Annotated in this window: 14 protein-coding genes; 13 read left to right on the top strand and 1 reads right to left on the bottom strand. The window is 59.2% G+C overall.

Annotated features, from left to right (window positions below):
* Positions 1-24 precede the first annotated feature (24 nt).
* Together aroC and BM254_RS04320 are read left to right on the top strand one after the other, a co-directional pair.
* Entirely contained in the window at positions 25-1,119 is a 1,095-nt protein-coding gene (aroC, locus tag BM254_RS04325) for a chorismate synthase (RefSeq protein ID WP_091999309.1), read from the top strand.
* A gap of 153 nt (positions 1,120-1,272) precedes the next feature.
* A complete protein-coding gene (locus BM254_RS04320) occupies positions 1,273-2,448 on the top strand; it encodes an MFS transporter (RefSeq protein WP_342714223.1) in 1,176 nt (391 codons plus the stop codon).
* A 15-nt stretch (positions 2,449-2,463) separates the two neighbouring features.
* Here the strand turns inward: BM254_RS04320 and BM254_RS04315 are convergent, their stop codons facing one another.
* Positions 2,464-3,336: a LysR family transcriptional regulator gene (locus BM254_RS04315; protein WP_091999303.1), complete on the bottom strand. Its 873-nt coding sequence runs from the start codon at positions 3,334-3,336 to the stop codon at positions 2,464-2,466.
* A 287-nt stretch (positions 3,337-3,623) separates the two neighbouring features.
* On the opposite strand from BM254_RS04315, the gene leuC reads away from it, so the two are divergent.
* The 11 genes from leuC to folC all read left to right on the top strand — a co-directional run bounded on the left by leuC (position 3,624) and on the right by folC (position 17,493).
* Positions 3,624-5,042 carry a 3-isopropylmalate dehydratase large subunit gene (gene leuC / locus BM254_RS04310; protein WP_091999300.1) on the top strand — a complete coding sequence of 473 codons (1,419 nt, stop codon included), beginning with the start codon at positions 3,624-3,626 and terminating at the stop codon, positions 5,040-5,042.
* Positions 5,043-5,059: 17 nt separating this feature from the next.
* A complete protein-coding gene (gene leuD, locus BM254_RS04305) occupies positions 5,060-5,707 on the top strand; it encodes a 3-isopropylmalate dehydratase small subunit (protein ID WP_091999297.1) in 648 nt (215 codons plus the stop codon).
* A 30-nt stretch (positions 5,708-5,737) separates the two neighbouring features.
* A complete protein-coding gene (leuB, locus tag BM254_RS04300; protein WP_091999294.1) occupies positions 5,738-6,811 on the top strand; it encodes a 3-isopropylmalate dehydrogenase in 1,074 nt (357 codons plus the stop codon).
* A 133-nt stretch (positions 6,812-6,944) separates the two neighbouring features.
* Entirely contained in the window at positions 6,945-8,060 is a 1,116-nt protein-coding gene (gene asd / locus BM254_RS04295) for an aspartate-semialdehyde dehydrogenase (RefSeq protein ID WP_091999291.1), read from the top strand.
* A 313-nt stretch (positions 8,061-8,373) separates the two neighbouring features.
* Complete coding sequence (locus BM254_RS04290) at positions 8,374-11,553, top strand: FimV/HubP family polar landmark protein (RefSeq protein WP_091999288.1); 3,180 nt, start codon at positions 8,374-8,376, stop codon at positions 11,551-11,553.
* A gap of 98 nt (positions 11,554-11,651) precedes the next feature.
* Positions 11,652-12,560: a tRNA pseudouridine(38-40) synthase TruA gene (gene truA, locus BM254_RS04285; RefSeq protein ID WP_091999285.1), complete on the top strand. Its 909-nt coding sequence runs from the start codon at positions 11,652-11,654 to the stop codon at positions 12,558-12,560.
* Positions 12,557-13,186: a phosphoribosylanthranilate isomerase gene (locus tag BM254_RS04280; protein ID WP_091999282.1), complete on the top strand. Its 630-nt coding sequence runs from the start codon at positions 12,557-12,559 to the stop codon at positions 13,184-13,186. The genes truA and BM254_RS04280 overlap by 4 nt, the downstream gene beginning before the upstream one ends.
* Positions 13,187-13,190: 4 nt before the next feature.
* Positions 13,191-14,387 carry a tryptophan synthase subunit beta gene (gene trpB, locus BM254_RS04275; protein ID WP_245777385.1) on the top strand — a complete coding sequence of 399 codons (1,197 nt, stop codon included), beginning with the start codon at positions 13,191-13,193 and terminating at the stop codon, positions 14,385-14,387.
* Between the two features lie 19 nt (positions 14,388-14,406).
* Positions 14,407-15,219: a tryptophan synthase subunit alpha gene (trpA, locus tag BM254_RS04270; protein ID WP_091999276.1), complete on the top strand. Its 813-nt coding sequence runs from the start codon at positions 14,407-14,409 to the stop codon at positions 15,217-15,219.
* A 44-nt stretch (positions 15,220-15,263) separates the two neighbouring features.
* Positions 15,264-16,190: an acetyl-CoA carboxylase, carboxyltransferase subunit beta gene (gene accD, locus BM254_RS04265; RefSeq protein ID WP_091999274.1), complete on the top strand. Its 927-nt coding sequence runs from the start codon at positions 15,264-15,266 to the stop codon at positions 16,188-16,190.
* Positions 16,174-17,493: a bifunctional tetrahydrofolate synthase/dihydrofolate synthase gene (folC, locus tag BM254_RS04260; protein WP_091999271.1), complete on the top strand. Its 1,320-nt coding sequence runs from the start codon at positions 16,174-16,176 to the stop codon at positions 17,491-17,493. Before accD ends, folC begins: the two co-directional genes overlap by 17 nt.
* Positions 17,494-17,504: the final 11 nt, after the last annotated feature.

Below are 17,504 nucleotides of genomic sequence, written 5' to 3'. Positions count from 1 at the left end.
AAGAAATGGATAAGATACTGAATCATGTCGGGAAATAGCTTTGGAAAACTGTTCACAGTAACCACCTTTGGTGAAAGCCATGGGGCCGCCCTGGGCTGCATTATCGACGGCTGCCCTCCGGGGTTGGAGCTTTCGGAAGCCGACATGCAGCGGGACCTGGACCGCCGCAAGCCGGGCACCTCCCGACATACCACCCAGCGCCGCGAGGCAGACGAGGTGAAGATCCTGTCCGGGGTGTTCGAGGGCAAGACAACGGGCACGCCCATTGGCCTGATCATCGAGAATACCGATCAGCGCTCCAAGGACTATTCCAAGATCTCCGAGCAGTTCCGGCCGGCCCATGCCGATTACACCTACACGCACAAATACGGCGTTCGCGACTACCGGGGCGGTGGCCGCTCCTCGGCCCGCGAGACCGCCATGCGTGTTGCTGCCGGTGCCGTCGCCCGCAAATTCCTGGAACAGCGCCTTGGCATCAAGATCCGCGGCTACCTTTCCCAACTTGGCCCCATCAAGGCGGAAAAGCTGGACTGGGACCAGGTGCACCAGAACCCGTTCTTCTGCCCGGATGCCGACAAGGTGCCCGAAATGGAGGCCTACATGGATGCTCTCCGGAAAGAGGGCGATTCTATCGGTGCCAGAATCAATGTGGTGGCTGATGGCGTTCCTCCCGGCCTTGGCGAGCCGATTTTCGACCGCCTCGATGCTGATCTGGCCCATGCGCTGATGAGCATCAACGCGGTGAAAGGTGTGGAGATTGGCGCTGGTTTCGATTCGGTTGAGCAGAAAGGTACCGAGCATCGTGATGAAATGACGCCGGAAGGTTTCCTGTCGAATAATGCCGGCGGCGTTCTCGGCGGCATTTCCTCCGGTCAACCCATCGTGGCCAGCATTGCACTGAAGCCGACCTCCAGCCTTCGTTTGCCGGGGCGCAGTATTGATGTGAACGGCAATCCGGTGGAGGTGATCACCACTGGCCGTCACGACCCCTGTGTCGGGATCAGGGCCACGCCCATTGCAGAAGCGATGATGGCCATCGTTTTGATGGATCATTACCTTCGCCATCGTGGTCAGAATGGTGATGTGGAAGTTTCTACGCCTGTTCTGAAGCAGCTCTGATTCGGGAAGCCTGCAACGGTTGGTGAAGCGATTCCGGCGGGAAGGACGGTTCAAAAAACGCCCGTGAATACGTCCCTGTAGGGCTTGGTCGCGCCATCCTTGGCGCTCCACATTTTTGAACCGTCCTTCCCGCCGGAATCGCCGTAACTCACGATAAATCGTTTTTACAGGAGTCCTGGTATTTACTGGCGGCTTTCGAATCTTTATTTCTGGTTTTTCGCTCTTTTGGGCGGACTGCTTCCGTATTGGTCCCTCTATCTTGAGGGGCAGGGCTATACCTATCTTCAAATCGCCACACTGATGGCGACCATCCAGCTTACAAAGATCGTAGCCCCCAGTGTGTGGGGCTGGCTCGGGGACCGGAGTGGTCAGCGGGTCCGGCTTGTAAGGTTCGGTGCGATTACCGGTTCACTGTTCTTTGCCGGCGTTTTCCTGGAACCGGGGTTCTATGGGCTGCTGCTGGTGATGCTCGCCTTCACCTTCTTCTGGAATGCCATCCTGCCCCTGTATGAAGTGATTACGCTTCGCACTCTGGGAAAACAGAAAGAGAAATACGGACGGGTACGGCTTTGGGGTTCGGTCGGGTTTATTGCCGCGGTAGCCGGGGTCGGGGGCATCCTCGAGCTCGTCCCGATCAGCTCCCTTCCATGGCTCCTGCTGCCGGTGTTTGCGGGGATAGCGGTATCTGCCTTCCTCGTGCCGTCAGAGCGCGGAGAGGTCAAGCCAAAGGCTCCGAAGGGCAGCCTGAAGAAGATTGTCACCCATCCAGCGGTAGTCACCTTCTTCCTGATGAACTTCCTGCTACAGGTATCCCACGGGCCCTACTACACCTTCTTCAGCATCCATCTTGAGCAGCATGGCTATGGCAAGCTGCCCATCGGTCTGTTGTGGTCTCTGGGTGTGGTTGCCGAGATTGGCCTGTTTCTCATCATGCACCGCTTCACCCGTCGCTTCTCTGTCCGGCAGATCGCGATCGGGGCGCTGGTGCTAACGATGATCCGCTGGGCGTTGATAGCCGAGTTGACCGACGTGGTTGCGGTGCTGATCTTCGCCCAGCTTCTTCACGCGGCATCCTACGGCGCGCTACACGCCATTTCGGTGCAGTACATACAGGGCTTTTTCGGTAAGCACCACCACGGCCAGGGTCAGGCCTTATACAGTGGCCTGACCTTCGGCGCCGGCGGAGCGGCTGGGGCGTGGATCTCCGGCTTCCTGGTGGACGGCATCAGCACCAGCGCAGCGTTCTGGGGAGGCTCGATCGCCATGGCCATCGCAGTGGTAATTACCTGGAAAGGCCTGAGGCCGCCACCAGAGCACCACCACGGCTAGAGCTTTTCAGGGTGATCAGAGGCCTTCCTCATCCCGGACAATCTCCAGCAGCGCCCGCGCGGCGTTGCTCAACTCCCGCCCGGCAAGCCCGATGCCGCCAAGCACCCGCGTGACCGGATGACCCACCTCAAGCACTTTCAGCCCGTCATCCATCATACTGCGCGGCAACACACTCCAGCCCAGCCCTACAGTGGTCATCATCTTCAATGTTTCCAGGTAATTGGTGGGCATCTGCGGGTTCAGGTGCAGGTTTGCCTCCAGAAACAGCCGACTGACCAGCCGATACGTCGAAGTGCCCGCCGCCGGCAACAAGGCCGGGTGGTCTGACAAATCAGCCAGCGTTGGTTTCGTCAGTCCCGCCAGGGGATGGTCTGCACCGGCCACAAACACCATCGGATCGACCCACTGGGCATAGACCCGAAAGCCCGGATCCATGCTGTCGCTCAAGGTAACAAACGTGAGTTCCGCATTGCGCTTGTTCATCTGTTCATAAGCCGCGTCGGACTCCATGAACTGCAGATTCAGATCGACCTGCGGATACTCCTTTTTGAACCGCCGTAACCAACTGGGCAGGTGATGAAGGCCGACGTGGTGACTGGCAATGATGTGAAGCTCCCCCTCAACCACGGAGGATTCCGGCGAAAGAGCAACCCGGGCGTTATGGATCTCATCCAGAATCTTCCGCGCGTGGGGTAGCAGGCGAGTTCCTGCGTCCGTCAGTCGGATTTCACGGTGGCTGCGGTCGATCAATTTTGTACCCAGCTGGTTTTCCAGCGCCGCCAGGCGTTTGCTGATGGCCGGTTGAGTCAGGTGAAGAATTTCGGCAGCTTCAGAGAACGAGCCCTGGTCAACAATAGTGAGAAACGCGCGTAAAGAGTTGGAATCCATTTCCCGATATTTCCTCTTGGGTGGCACACATTGGTCCGGGGGGCGGGTTGGGCTGACTTTCCAAAACTGTGCGGAGCCATGGATGGCGGAGCTCAAGCGTCACAGGGACGTGCCGTAAGGAGCGTGTTTTGGAAAGTCAGCCCAACCCGGCCCTTCCACCAAAAATAAAATATGCCAAAAGGGAATGCAAAGAATAAAAAACATGAATTGAGGTTATGCAGCCCACGGGAGTACCATAACCAACAATGAAGTCAAAACCAGAAACCCCCAGAGAGTGAGAGAGAACCATGGTGGGCAAGACCTTATACGACAAATTGTGGGACGACCATCTCGTCAAACAGCGGGACGACGGCTCCGCACTGATCTACATCGACCGACAGTTGCTGCACGAAGTCACCTCACCGCAAGCGTTTGAAGGCCTGCGCCTGGCTGGTCGAAAGCCGTGGCGGATTGACGCCAACATCGCCACCCCGGACCACAACGTCCCGACCACCGATCGCGACAAAGGCATCGACGGCATCGTCGACCCCGTATCCCGCACCCAGGTCGAAACCCTCGACAAGAACTGCGACGAGTTTGGCATCCTCGAATTCAAGATCAAGGACCAGCGCCAGGGCATCGTCCACGTTATCGGGCCAGAGCAGGGTGCCACTTTGCCGGGCATGAGCATCGTCTGTGGTGACTCCCACACCTCCACCCACGGCGCCTTCGGCTGCCTGGCCCACGGTATCGGCACCTCCGAAGTCGAGCACGTACTGGCCACCCAGTGCCTGGTGCAGAAAAAGATGAAAAACATGCTGGTCAAGGTCAACGGTAAGCTTGGCCCCGGCGTGACCGGCAAGGACGTGGTCCTGGCCATCATCGGCAAGATCGGCACTGCCGGCGGTACCGGCTACGCCATCGAATTTGGCGGTGAAGCTATCCGAGGCCTCAGCATGGAAGCCCGGATGACTATCTGCAACATGTCCATCGAAGCCGGTGCGCGCGTCGGTATGGTGGCGGTGGATGACACCACCATCGACTACGTCAAAGGCCGCCCCTTCGCCCCGAAAGGCGAGACCTGGGACAAGGCTGTAGACTACTGGCGCACCCTGCACAGTGACGACGATGCGGTGTTCGACAAGGTGGTCGAGCTGGACGGCTCCGCCATCATGCCGCAGGTAAGCTGGGGCACCTCTCCGGAAATGGTAACCGGTGTTGACGGTGCCGTGCCGGATCCGGCAAAAGAAGAGGACCCGATCAAGCGTGAGGGCATTGTTCGGGCACTCAAGTACATGGGTCTGCAGCCAAACCAGAAGATTACTGATATCCAGCTCGACCGTGTCTTCATCGGCTCCTGCACCAACAGCCGCATCGAGGATCTGCGGGAAGCCGCTGCGGTCGTCAAGGGTCGCAAGGTTGCATCCAGCCTCAAGCAGGCCATGGTTGTGCCCGGCTCAGGCCTGGTAAAGGCACAGGCCGAGAAGGAAGGTCTGGACAAGATCTTTATCGAAGCCGGACTGGAATGGCGCGATCCGGGCTGCTCCATGTGCCTGGCCATGAACGCCGACAAACTGGGGCAGGGCGAGCATTGTGCCTCCACCTCCAACCGGAACTTCGAGGGCCGTCAGGGCTTTGGTGGTCGTACCCACCTGGTCAGCCCGGCCATGGCCGCCGCCGCTGCGGTAACCGGCCACTTCGTTGATGTCCGTGAATTGATGCACTGAGCCACAGGAGAGAGACCATGCGAGCATTTACGCAACACCAGGGTATTGTTGCCCCCATGGACCGTTCCAATGTGGACACGGACATGATCATTCCCAAGCAGTTCCTGAAATCCATCAAGCGCACCGGCTTCGGCCCGAACCTGTTTGACGAACTGCGCTACCTGGACGAGGGCAAGCCGGACCAGGATAGCTCACAGCGTCCGATCAATCCGGACTTCGTGCTGAACCAGGATCGCTACAGGAACGCCAGCGTGCTGCTGGCCCGCAGCAACTTCGGTTGCGGATCCAGCCGTGAGCACGCGCCCTGGGCGCTGGATGATTTCGGCTTCCGGGTCATTATTGCCCCGAGCTTCGCCGATATCTTCTACAACAACTGCTTCAAGAACGGGCTGTTACCCATTGTTTTGCCGGAAGAAGTGGTAGACCAACTGTTTTGCGAGACGGAAGAGAACGAAGGCTATCAGCTGACGGTGGACCTGGAGGCCAAGACCGTGACCACGCCGTCTGGTGAATCCTTCAGCTTCGAAGTGGATGATTTCCGCCGGCACTGCCTGCTGAACGGCCTGGACGATATCGGTGTCACCCTCGAGGACGCCGACCTGATCCGCGACTACGAAGAGAAACGCAGGCAGACCGCCCCCTGGCTGTTCAACAGCGGCAACTGATCACGTTCACTGACTTTAAGGAAGAACTTCATGTCCAGAAACATTCTCATGCTCCCGGGTGACGGAATCGGCCCTGAAATCGTTGCCGAGGCTGAAAAGGTCCTGAACAAGGTGAACGACCAGTTCGGCCTGGGGCTGAACTTTGAAAGCGCGCTGGTCGGTGGAGCTGCTATTGACGAGGCGGACACACCACTGCCCGAGGAAACCCTTGAGAAGGCGAAGGCGGCCGACGCCATCCTGCTCGGCGCGGTCGGTGGCCCCCGGTGGGACAGCCTGCCCATGGCCAAGCGTCCGGAGAAGGGGCTGCTGGGACTGCGCTCCAATCTCCAGCTGTTTGCAAACCTGCGCCCTGCCATTCTGTATCCGCAGCTGGCGTCTGCTTCCTCGCTCAAGCCGGAAGTGGTGTCCGGTCTGGATATCATGATCGTGCGCGAGCTGACCGGCGGTATCTACTTCGGTCAGCCCCGTGGTGTACGTGAACTCGAGAGTGGAGAGCGCCAGGGCTACAACACATACGCCTACACCGAATCGGAAATTCGTCGCATAGGCCGGGTGGCCTTCGAGGCGGCCCAGCAGCGGGGCAAGAAGTTGTGCTCAGTAGACAAGGCCAACGTGCTGGAAGTGACTGTTCTGTGGCGGGAAATCATGGAAGACCTGAAGCGCGAATACCCGGATGTGGAGCTGTCCCACATGTATGTGGACAACGCCGCCATGCAGCTGGTTCGGGCCCCCAAGCAGTTCGATGTAATTGTGACTGGCAACATGTTTGGTGATATTCTTTCGGACGAAGCGGCTATGCTCACCGGCTCTATTGGCATGTTGCCGTCCGCCTCGCTGAACTCGCAAAAGCAGGGAATGTACGAGCCCTGCCATGGTTCGGCGCCGGATATTGCCGGTCAGGGCATTGCCAATCCGCTGGCCACCATCCTCAGTGCTGCCATGATGTTGCGTTACAGCCTGGGTGAGGAAAAAGCCGCAGAAGCCATCGAAGCGGCGGTCAGCAAGGTCCTGGACCAGGGTCTGCGCACGGCTGACATCATGTCGGAAGGCGCGCAGAAAGTGTCCACCCGGGAAATGGGTGAGGCGGTGCTCGCAGCACTCTGAGCGGGCGATTCCGGTTCAGGCCAACAAAGACCCGACGGCAACAGGATGCAGTTGCCGCGGGATCATCCATCCTGTCCCTGCCAGCGATAACGGTAGAGGGCGGGCATAAATCAACGAGGTTCAAAGGTCGCACATGAAGCGAGTTGGACTTGTAGGTTGGCGTGGCATGGTGGGCTCGGTCCTCATGCAGCGCATGCGTGAAGAAAACGATTTTGCTGACATCGATCCGGTGTTTTTCTCCACCTCCCAGACCGGGAAACCGGCTCCGGATGTCGGCAAAGAAGGCGTTCCGCCGCTGCAGGACGCTTTCGATATCGATACTCTCAAATCCATGGACGTTATCGTGACCTGTCAGGGTGGCGATTACACCGGTGAGGTTTACCAGAAGCTGCGTGACGCAGGCTGGGAGGGCTACTGGATCGACGCCGCATCCACCCTGCGGATGGTCGACCATTCCGTAATCGTTCTGGATCCGGTTAACCGCAATGTGATCGATGCCGCCCTGGACAAGGGTGTGAAGGATTACGTTGGCGGTAACTGCACCGTCAGCCTGATGATGCTGGCCCTCGGCGGGCTGCTCGAGCAGGACCTGATCGAGTGGGTATCTCCCATGACCTATCAGGCGGCTTCCGGTTCCGGCGCCAAGCACATGCGGGAACTGCTGAACCAGATGGGTGCCCTCAACAGCGCCGTGAAATCCGAGCTGGACGATCCGTCCTCCGCGATCCTGGAAATCGACCGCAAGGTGACCGATACCATGCGCTCCGGCGATTTTCCCACCGAGAACTTCGGTGTGCCTCTGGCTGGCAGCCTGATTCCGTTCATCGACAAGCAGCTCGATAACGGCATGAGCAAGGAAGAGTGGAAGGCGGGCGTCGAGACCAACAAGATTCTCGGTCGCAGTGACAACCCGATTCCTATCGACGGTATCTGTGTTCGTATCGGTGCCATGCGTTCCCATAGTCAGGCATTGACCATCAAGCTCAAGAAGGACCTTTCCGTGTCCGAGATTGAGGGTATTCTGGCCAAGGCGAATGACTGGGTGAAGGTCATCCCGAACGACCGGGATGCGACCATGGAAGAACTGACGCCGGCGAAAGTGACCGGTACACTCAGCATCCCCATCGGGCGAATCCGCAAGCTGGCCATGGGTCCGGAGTATATCTCCGCGTTTACCGTTGGTGACCAGCTGCTGTGGGGCGCTGCAGAGCCGCTGCGCCGCATGCTCCGGATCCTTCAGGAGCGTTAAGAAATGTTACACAGGGGTAATTAATGCCAACTGTGTCCGGTTTCAGAAAACCGGTTGGGGGCGGAGGCTGATTTCGGCCTCCGCCCCTGTTATTTTCAGGGAAGCTAGGGGGTTCCGCCTCAAAGATGAAGAAGTGGTGCAAGGATTGCAGCTGATTGATTGATAAACGAGGCTTTATCAACAATACTTGCGAAATTGATTATTAAAATCGCGACATAATAACGAAAATTATCCAGACGGAAGTCATCCAACCTCATCCGATTCTGTTTTGAAGAAAGCAGTAACGAATAACGGAGACTGGAAAGGAAAAAGCATGAAGGTACGCAAGCTTGCGGTTGCCCTGGCTCTGGCAGGAGGGCTCGGTTCCGGCGTTGCACAGGCCCTCGGGCTGGGAGAAATCGAACTTCAGTCCTATCTGAATGAGCCCCTGGATGCGGAGATCGTTCTGCCCCAGAGCCGGGGAGTGAGCCCCGGCGATGTTCTGGTGAATATTGCTTCGGATACCGCCTATGAGCGTGTAGGGCTGGATCGCAACCAGTTTCTCAGCAAGCTCCGTTTTGAGGTTGTGACCGGTACTGACGGTAATCTCGTGGTCAATGTCTCCTCCCGGGAGCCTCTGCGCGAACCGTACCTGAACTTCCTGCTGGAGCTGAGCTGGCCGAATGGCCGCCTGATGCGTGAATATGCGGTGCTGGTTGATCCGCCCGTGTATGCCGAAGATTCCGGCGTCCGTGAACAGGTAGCTGCCCCCGGTTCCACTACGCGTACCTCCGAGCCTGCCGGTCAGCCGACCCGTAGCAGTGAATCCATCCGGCGCCAGGCCGAGGCGGAAAGCTCTCTTGGTCGGGGCTACTCCGCAGATACTTTCGGCCCCACCGGCGCCTCCGACACCCTCTGGACAATCGCCCAACGCGTTCGTCCGGATAACAGTGTGTCCATGCAGCAGGTGATGCTTGCGATCCAGGATCTGAACCCGAATGCCTTTATCGGTGGCAACATCAACCGTCTGAAGCGCGGTGAAGTGTTGCGGGTGCCCACCAAGGACCAGATCCAGAGCCGTACCCGGGCTGAAGCTACCCGCATCGTCAGTCAGCAGAATCAGGAATTCCAGTCTCCCCAGCGCACAGTGGATGCCACTCCGACTCCCCAGCAGGCCCAACCAACCGAGCAGGCTGCAGCTGGAGGCGGGGATGCCGAGCTGAAGCTCCTGGTGGCCGAGGAAAGTGACTCCCGGGATACCACCGAGGGTGGTTCCGCCGGCGGTGACAGTGATTTGCCCGGCGGTGTGGATGCCGGCGAAGCCGTTGCCATGGAAGAGCTGGAGAGTGCTCGCCGTGAAAACGCGGAACTGAACAGCCGCGTTGAAGATCTGCAGGATCAGGTTGAGACCCTCCAGCGTCTGCTTGAGCTCAAGAACAGTCAGCTTGCCGATATGCAGCAGATGGCCGGAGAGGGCGATGCTGAAGCGGTAGCAGGCGAAACCGGTGCGCCCGGTGAAGGTAAGGCGGCTACAGCTGCATCCGCCGAGGATGCCGCCGAATCCGGATCCGGAGAAGCTGGTACCGGCGAGATGGCCGAAGCTGCCGATTCTGCTACCGGGTCCGAGTCAGCCGGTGATGAAGCGGAGCAGGCCGGGGCCGTGACCGAAACCGACGTGGCAACCGAGGCAGGTGCAGCGGAAGAAGGTTCTGCCGATGCCGCCCAGGAAGGCGAGGCTGCTGCAGCGGGTGAAACCGCATCTGACGAAGCCGCAAGCGATGTCGCGGGAAACAGCGCAGAGCCTGCTGATGCGGTCGCCGCTGGAGACGACGTCGCTGGTGCCGGCCAGGAGTCTGAGCAAGACGCCGCTGCAGCCGCCCCTGCACAACAGCAGACCCAGCCTGCCCAACAGCCGCCGGCTCCGCAGAAAGCATTCCCCGGCAATATCATTGACATGATCGTCAACAACCCGATGTACCAGATCGCGCTGGGTGGTGGCCTGATTCTCCTGCTGCTGCTCCTGCTTCTGGTGGCACGCCGGAATGCCAATCGGGAGAAGGAGTTCTACGAAGAGCTCAACGCCGATTCCGAGGGCGAGTCAGATTCTTTCGAGGTCGATCTCGGTGAGGACGAAGCCAAGGCTCCTGAGGCCGGTGACGCTTTGGCCGAAGCTGACCGGTATGTTGCCTACGGTCAGACTGATCAGGCGGTACAGACCCTGGAAAGCGCGATTTCGCGGGAACCGAGCCGTACCGATCTGCGCCTGAAACTGCTGGCACTGTACGCCGACAACCAGGATCGCGAGGGCTTTGATAAGCAATTCGGCGAGATTGAAGCCTTCGAGGACGAGGGTGCGCTGGCCGAGGCCAATGCACTGCGCAATCGTCTCGAGGAAGCGGAGTCGGTCCCGAGCATTGATGATCTTGAGTCACAGCTTCGTTCCGATTCCTTCAGCACCGCTCAGGAAGAAGCGTCCGCGGAGGCTGAAGTCTCAGACGAGCTCCTGGCAGATCAGTACGACGCATCAAAGGAAGAGCAGGTCGAAAACGAGTTCGGCGATTTTGATACCGAGTTCGCCGAGTTTGACCTGAGTGATGTCGAGCAGTCCGAGAAAGAGTCTGATACTGCTGCGGAAGAGGCTGAGACCGAGGCTTCCGATACCCGGGACGACATGATCGAGTTCGATCTGTCCTCCCTCGAGACGGAAGAGGAAGCCGGGCCGGAAACCCAGGGCGAAGAGACCGACTTCTCCTCCCTTGAAATGGATCTGGAAGAGCCTGCCGAAGAGTCAAAGGAAAACCAGGGCGATGAGTTCGCTCTGGAGCTGGAGGACGAGTCCGGAAAGCCGGCAGACGCAGAGGGCGACGACGTGGAGTCCGAGCTCAGCGGCCTGGACGAGTCCTTCCTGGATGAGCTGGATGCCGAACTCGACAAGGTTGCTGATGAGGACGAGCTTGGCGGCGATGAGATGGAAGAGTCCTCTCTGGATGATCTGGAGCTGGATGTCTCTGATGAGGATCTCGCCCTGATGGAGGAGTTCTCCGATTCTGCCGACACCACCAACCACGGCGAGGAAGAACCTGCGCCCCTCGACGAGGAGCTGGGTCTGGAAGATACCCTTGGGGAAGGTGACGTGATGGGAGAGGGCGAGGAGCCCAGCCCTGAACAGGAAGTTGCCGAGACCGAGGAGTTGGAGGATCTGGGTACACTGGAGAACCTGGCGGAACAGGAAGCGCCTGCCGCCGACGAAGCTGCCGAAGAGGAGATCCCTGTGGCAAGCGATGAGGCACCTCGACCAGCACCTGTCGATCTCGACGAATCCGAGCTGGGCGAGGATGACGACTTCGACTTCCTGGCAGGCACCGATGAGGCTGCGACCAAGCTGGACCTGGCCCGCGCCTACATCGAGATGGGCGACAGCGACGGTGCCCGGGACATCCTGGAGGAAGTGGCACTGGAGGGTGATGACGCCCAGAAGGCAGAAGCGCAGGATCTCCTTAAAAATCTGTCCTGATCCGTTATAATCAAGCCTTCAGGTGACGAGCGCCGGCCCCGGTTCACGGGATAAAGCCGGCGCTTTGTTTTTACAGCAAGACCTTTTCGGACTTCCCCTTGTTCCTCGAAGCACAGCAACTGACCACAGACAACGCGATTGGTAACGGCCGGGTGGTCCTGGCCTTTGAATACGATGGCCGGAGCTTTCATGGCTGGCAGATGCAGAAATCCGGGGTACGGTCGGTCGAAGGGGAGCTTTCCAAAGCGGTGGCCAGGGTGGCTGATCACCCGGTAGACCTGGTCTGTGCCGGTCGTACCGATGCCGGTGTTCATGCCAGTTACCAGATCGTCCATTTCGAGACGCCGTCAATCCGTAATCTGCGCTCATGGGTGATGGGCATCAATACCGCGCTTCCGGAGGATATCTCCGTCCATTGGGCGGGTCAGGGCGCGGATGATTTCCACGCACGCTTCTCGGCAGTCTATCGCCGGTACCGGTATGTGATCTACAACCACGCGGTTCGACCGGGAATCCTGCGGGGACAGGTCAGCTGGACCTTTCGCCCGCTGGATGCGGAACGGATGCATCAGGCTGCCCAGGCTCTGGTTGGTGAGCATGATTTTTCATCTTTCCGGGCCGCCGGTTGCCAGTCCCGCACGCCTGTTCGCTTCCTTGAGAGTATTTCAGTAACCCGCAAGGGTGATTTTGTCGTAATAGATGTTCAGGCCAACGCTTTTCTGCACCACATGGTGCGGAACATTGCAGGAGCCCTGATGGCGGTCGGCAACGGAAAGGAATCCGTGAACTGGATTGCGGCGATCCTGAATGAGCGGGACCGGACCGTGGCCGGTGTGACTGCACCGCCGGACGGGCTTTACCTGGTGGATGTGGGGTATCCTGAAGGTTACGGAATCCCGAAAGCCGAATGTGGTCCGGGTTTTGTCCGGCCCTGGTTCGAGCGGGACGACAATCTCCCGATTGAGCCGACCCATATTCATCCCAAAAAGCCGATGCCGAAGCTATGAGCACAAGAGTCAAGATTTGTGGCCTGACCCGCCCCGAGGATGTGTCGGCAGCCATCAGTTGCGGCGCCGATGCCCTCGGGTTCGTGTTTTATGAGCCAAGTCCGCGCTCGGTTTCTCCCGGGCACGCGGCCGCCCTGATCCGTGACATCCCGCCCTTTGTGCAAGCGGTCGGATTGTTTGTGAATCCGGAGCCTGAATTTGTCGAGCAGGTTTTGTCTGCAGTGCCGCTGGATCTGCTCCAGTTTCATGGTGATGAAACACCGGAGTTCTGTCGCAGTTTCGGAAGGCGCTGGATCAAGGCCATTCGGGTCCGCGAGGAAGGGCAGATCGAGACCGCTTTTCAGGATTACCGGGACGCCGCCGGCTTGCTGGTGGATGCCTGGGATCCGGATAAATACGGGGGTACCGGGCAGTCCTTCAACTGGCAGCTGATCCCTGAAAGCCGCCCCATGCCACTTGTATTGGCCGGTGGGTTATCATCTGATAACGTATCCCGCGCCGTAACACAGGTGAAACCCTGGGCCGTGGATGTCAGTGGCGGCGTCGAACGCCGTAAAGGCATCAAGGACATCCAGAAAATTTCCGACTTCATTAAAGAGGTTCACCGTGTCTGTAAAACTGACTGAAGAAATGCTGAGCGCACTTCCCGATGCACGGGGTCACTTCGGTGCCTACGGCGGACGGTTTGTTTCTGAAACCCTGATGGATTCACTGATGGTCCTGGAGAAGGAATATCTCCGGATGAAGAAGGATCCGGAGTTCCAGGCCAAGTTCGATCAGGATCTGGCCGACTACGTCGGTCGCCCGAGCCCGCTTTACTTTGCGGAGCGTCTGACCCGGGAGACTGGGGGTGCGCAGATCTGGCTCAAGCGGGAAGACCTGAACCATACCGGCGCCCACAAGGTGAACAACACCATCGGTCAGGCTCTTTTGGCCAGTTTCCTTGGCAAGAAGCGGATTATTGCCGAGACTGGCGCTGGCCAGCACGGAGTCGCCACTGCCACCGTATGTGCGCGGCTGGGGCTGGAATGTCACGTGTTCATGGGTGCGGAGGATGTGCAGCGCCAGTCCCTGAACGTGTATCGCATGAAGCTTCTGGGCGCCCAGGTCCATGCGGTTCAAAGTGGCAGTAGGACGCTGAAAGACGCCATGAATGACGCCATGCGCGACTGGGTTTCCAATGTGGACGATACCTTCTACATCATTGGCACCGTGGCCGGCCCCCATCCTTATCCGCTTCTGGTGCGGGATTTCCAGTCAGTGATCGGTCGCGAAACCCGCCGTCAGGCGCTGGAAAAGACCGGTAAACTCCCGGATGCGCTGGTGGCCTGCGTGGGTGGTGGGTCAAACGCCATCGGCATGTTCTACCCGTTCCTCGGGGATGAGGATGTGGAGATGTATGGTGTTGAGGCCGGCGGCCTGGGTATCGAGACCGGTCAGCACGCTGCACCCTTGTGTGCGGGACGCCCCGGTGTGTTGCACGGCAACCGCACCTACCTGATGGAAGACGAGAACGGCCAGATTGCCGGCACCCATTCGGTCAGCGCGGGCCTGGACTATCCCGGAGTCGGGCCAGAGCACGCATGGCTCAAGGATATCGGTCGTGCTAACTACGTGTCGGTGACCGATAACGAGGCGCTGGACGCCTTCCGCATGCTGACCCGGGTAGAAGGCATCATGCCGGCACTGGAGACTGCCCACGCGGTTGCCTACGGCGTGAAGAAAGCCGCGGAAATGGACAAGGACCAGATGCTGGTCATCAACATTTCCGGCCGGGGTGACAAAGACATTCACACCATCGCCCAGCTTGATGGTATCGAGATCTGACGAAAGGACGGAAACTGGCATGAGCCGAATTCAAGGGGTAATGAAGGCCCTGAAGGAACAGGATCGCAAGGCGCTGATTCCATATATCACGGCCGGTGATCCCCACCCGGATGTGACGGTCGATCTGATGCACACGTTGGTCAGTGCGGGCGCGGATATTATCGAGCTTGGTGTGCCGTTCTCTGACCCGATGGCGGACGGTCCCGTCATTCAGCTGGCCTGCGAGCGTTCCCTCAAGCACGGAACGTCCTTGCGCCAGGTCATCGGCATGGTCAAGGAGTTCCGCAAGCAGGATGACAAGACCCCGGTGGTTCTCATGGGGTACCTCAACCCCATGGAAGCCATGGGTTACGAAGCTTTCGCCGAGGCGGCAGCGGATGCCGGCGTCGATGGTATTCTCACCGTTGATCTGCCGCCGGAAGAGGCGGATGACGTGGCGCCGCTGTTCACCAGCCGCAACCTGGATGCAATTTTCCTGCTGGCACCGACCACGATTGATCAGCGGATCCAGGCTATTGCCGAGCACTCATCCGGCTACGTGTACTATGTTTCATTCAAGGGTGTGACCGGTGCAGCTAAAATCAACGTCGACGAAGTGGCTGCGAAGGTTGCCCATATTCACGAGATGACGGCTTTGCCGGTCGGCGTCGGGTTTGGAATTCGTGACGCGGAAACAGCCGCTGCCGTTGGTCGGGTATCCGATGGTGTAATTGTTGGCAGTGTGCTGGTCGATACAATAGCCAGAAATCAGGCAGATACGGAAGAGCTCAAGCGGGCCCTGACGGATCTGCTCCACCCGATGCGCGAAGCACTGGACAGCCTGGCCTCCTGACCGGAGGCCGAGGGCAGGCAGGCCTCACAGGACAGGATTGAATCATGAGTAACTGGCTGGACAAAATCATGCCGAGCAAGATCCGCTCGGAATCCAAGCAGAGAACCGGGGTGCCCGAGGGACTCTGGAAGAAGTGCCCCAAGTGTGGAGCCTTTCTCTACAAGCCGGAACTTGAGAAGAATCTGGATGTTTGCCCCAAATGTAACCATCACTTACGGGTGAACGCCCGTCGTCGACTGGATATCTTCCTCGACGAAGATGGCCGTGAGGAAATTGCAGCGGATCTGGAGCCCTGGGATCGCCTCAAGTTCAAGGACAGCAAGCGTTACAAGGATCGCCTCTCCCAGGCCCAGAAGGGCACCGGTGAGAAAGACGCCCTGATCGCCATGAAGGGAACAACCCTGGGGGTACCCCTGGTGGCCTGCTCCTTCGAGTTCAACTTCCTGGGCGGCTCCATGGGCCAGGTTGTGGGTGAGAAGTTCGTGCAGGCGGCCAACGTTGCCCTGCGTGACCGCATTCCGCTGGTGTGTTTCTCTGCCAGTGGTGGCGCCCGGATGCAGGAAGCGATCCTGTCGCTGATGCAGATGTCCAAGACGGCGGCTGTGCTTGAGCGGATGAAGCAGGAAGGCATTCCCTACATTTCCGTGATGACCGATCCGGTGTTCGGTGGGGTATCTGCGAGTCTGGCCATGCTGGGTGATCTCAACATTGCCGAGCCCAATGCGCTGATCGGTTTCGCCGGCCCGCGGGTAATCGAGCAGACGGTCCGTGAAAAGCTGCCAGAAGGCTTCCAGCGCAGTGAATTCCTGCTGGAGCACGGTGCCATCGACATGATTCTTCACCGTCACCAGTTGCGTGAGCGCTGTGCACACCTGCTCGCCAAGTTCACTGCGGACGAGAAGCCCGGTACTGAAGAGCCCATCGAGTTCGAAGTGACTGAAAAGCCCGAAAACGATGCCGCCGAGCAGTAACAACTACGATAAGTCCCCGGCTGCGCCGGGGGCGAACGCCACGCCCGATCAGTGGCTTTCCTACCTGGAATCCATCCATCCCTCCGAAATAGATCTGGGTCTTGACCGGGTACTGTTGGTTTTGCGCCGGCTGTTTCCCCGCAAACCCCGGGGCCGGATCATTACCGTCGCCGGCACCAATGGCAAGGGCAGTGCTGTGGCTGCCATCGAGGCCCTGTTGCGTTCTGCCGGCCGTACAACCGGGGCTTATACCTCGCCACACCTGCATCGCTACAACGAGCGTGTCCGCATCGATGGCTCCGAGATCAGCGACGAGGCTCTGGTGCGCGCCTTCGAAGCGGTGGAGCAGGCCCGTCGCAACACCACGCTGACCTATTTCGAGTTTGGCACCCTGGCGGCGTTTGTGGCCTTTGCCGAGGCGGGTGTCGAGGATTGGGTGCTTGAGGTCGGCCTTGGTGGCCGGCTGGACGCGGTCAACGTGCTCGATGCGGACTTTGCCATCATTACCTCGGTGGATATCGATCATGTAGCCTTCCTGGGCGACGACCGTGAAGTGATCGGCTTCGAGAAGGCCGGGATCCTTCGGCCGGGCATTCCGGCGGTGTATGCCGATGAGGATGCCCCCAGATCGGTTCTGCAGCAGGTTTCAGCGCAAAAGGTATCCCTCGATCTTTTCGGCAGGGACTACCAGCTCAGACTGCCCGAGGACGGCGCTATCGGTGATGCCGCCAAGGTCCACCTGGAATACCGGGGCGAGACAATCCGTTTTCCCGCCGGTCCTCTGCCGGTGAAGAGTGTGGCAGCGGCCGTGGTGGCGATCCGGAACCTGGCGCCCCAACTGGGTATTGCCGAGATTGAAACGACCCTGATGGGGCTCTCCGTTCCCGGCCGGTTCGAGCAGCTCGCTGACAACCCCGTAACCCTGGTGGATGTCGGCCACAATCCCCATGCGGCAACCTGGCTTGCCGATCGTCTGGCATCCATGCGCCACGCCAACCAGCGGGTGGTTGCCGTCTATGGAGCGCTCGCCGATAAGGATGTAGAGGGTGTTGCGGCGGCGATGGCCTCCGTGGTGGATGAATGGTTCCTGGCGCCCCTGAATGTTCCCAGGGGACTCGATGTCGAGACCCTGACCAACCGTGTCCGGGCCGCTGGCGTTGCCGGGCTGAAGCAGTGCGAATCAGTGGCGGCGGCCATAGTCGCGGCCAGGGAATCCGCCAGTAGCGGTGGACTTGTGATCGTATTCGGATCTTTCTTCACCGTTGCCGAAGCCCGGGATGTCCTTCAGGGCGACAGATCTTAAACTTTGTCCAT

It is taken from the genome of Marinobacter pelagius (assembly GCF_900114925.1).
In the GTDB taxonomy this organism is placed as follows: Bacteria; Pseudomonadota; Gammaproteobacteria; order Pseudomonadales; family Oleiphilaceae; genus Marinobacter; species Marinobacter pelagius.
Note: the sequence above shows the minus strand (reverse complement) of the source record. Positions and strands in the feature narration are given on the sequence as shown.

Bases quoted from the DNA above. Each gene is read 5' to 3' on its own strand.
- aroC (WP_091999309.1), top strand. From the start codon at position 25: ATGTCGGGAAATAGCTTTGGAAAACTGTTCACAGTAACCACCTTTGGT.
- BM254_RS04315 (WP_091999303.1), bottom strand. From the start codon at position 3,336: ATGGATTCCAACTCTTTACGCGCGTTTCTCACTATTGTTGACCAGGGC.
- leuC (WP_091999300.1), top strand. From the start codon at position 3,624: ATGGTGGGCAAGACCTTATACGACAAATTGTGGGACGACCATCTCGTC.
- leuD (WP_091999297.1), top strand. From the start codon at position 5,060: ATGCGAGCATTTACGCAACACCAGGGTATTGTTGCCCCCATGGACCGT.
- leuB (WP_091999294.1), top strand. From the start codon at position 5,738: ATGTCCAGAAACATTCTCATGCTCCCGGGTGACGGAATCGGCCCTGAA.
- asd (WP_091999291.1), top strand. From the start codon at position 6,945: ATGAAGCGAGTTGGACTTGTAGGTTGGCGTGGCATGGTGGGCTCGGTC.
- BM254_RS04290 (WP_091999288.1), top strand. From the start codon at position 8,374: ATGAAGGTACGCAAGCTTGCGGTTGCCCTGGCTCTGGCAGGAGGGCTC.
- BM254_RS04280 (WP_091999282.1), top strand. From the start codon at position 12,557: ATGAGCACAAGAGTCAAGATTTGTGGCCTGACCCGCCCCGAGGATGTG.
- trpB (WP_245777385.1), top strand. From the start codon at position 13,191: ATGCTGAGCGCACTTCCCGATGCACGGGGTCACTTCGGTGCCTACGGC.
- trpA (WP_091999276.1), top strand. From the start codon at position 14,407: ATGAGCCGAATTCAAGGGGTAATGAAGGCCCTGAAGGAACAGGATCGC.
- accD (WP_091999274.1), top strand. From the start codon at position 15,264: ATGAGTAACTGGCTGGACAAAATCATGCCGAGCAAGATCCGCTCGGAA.
- folC (WP_091999271.1), top strand. From the start codon at position 16,174: ATGCCGCCGAGCAGTAACAACTACGATAAGTCCCCGGCTGCGCCGGGG.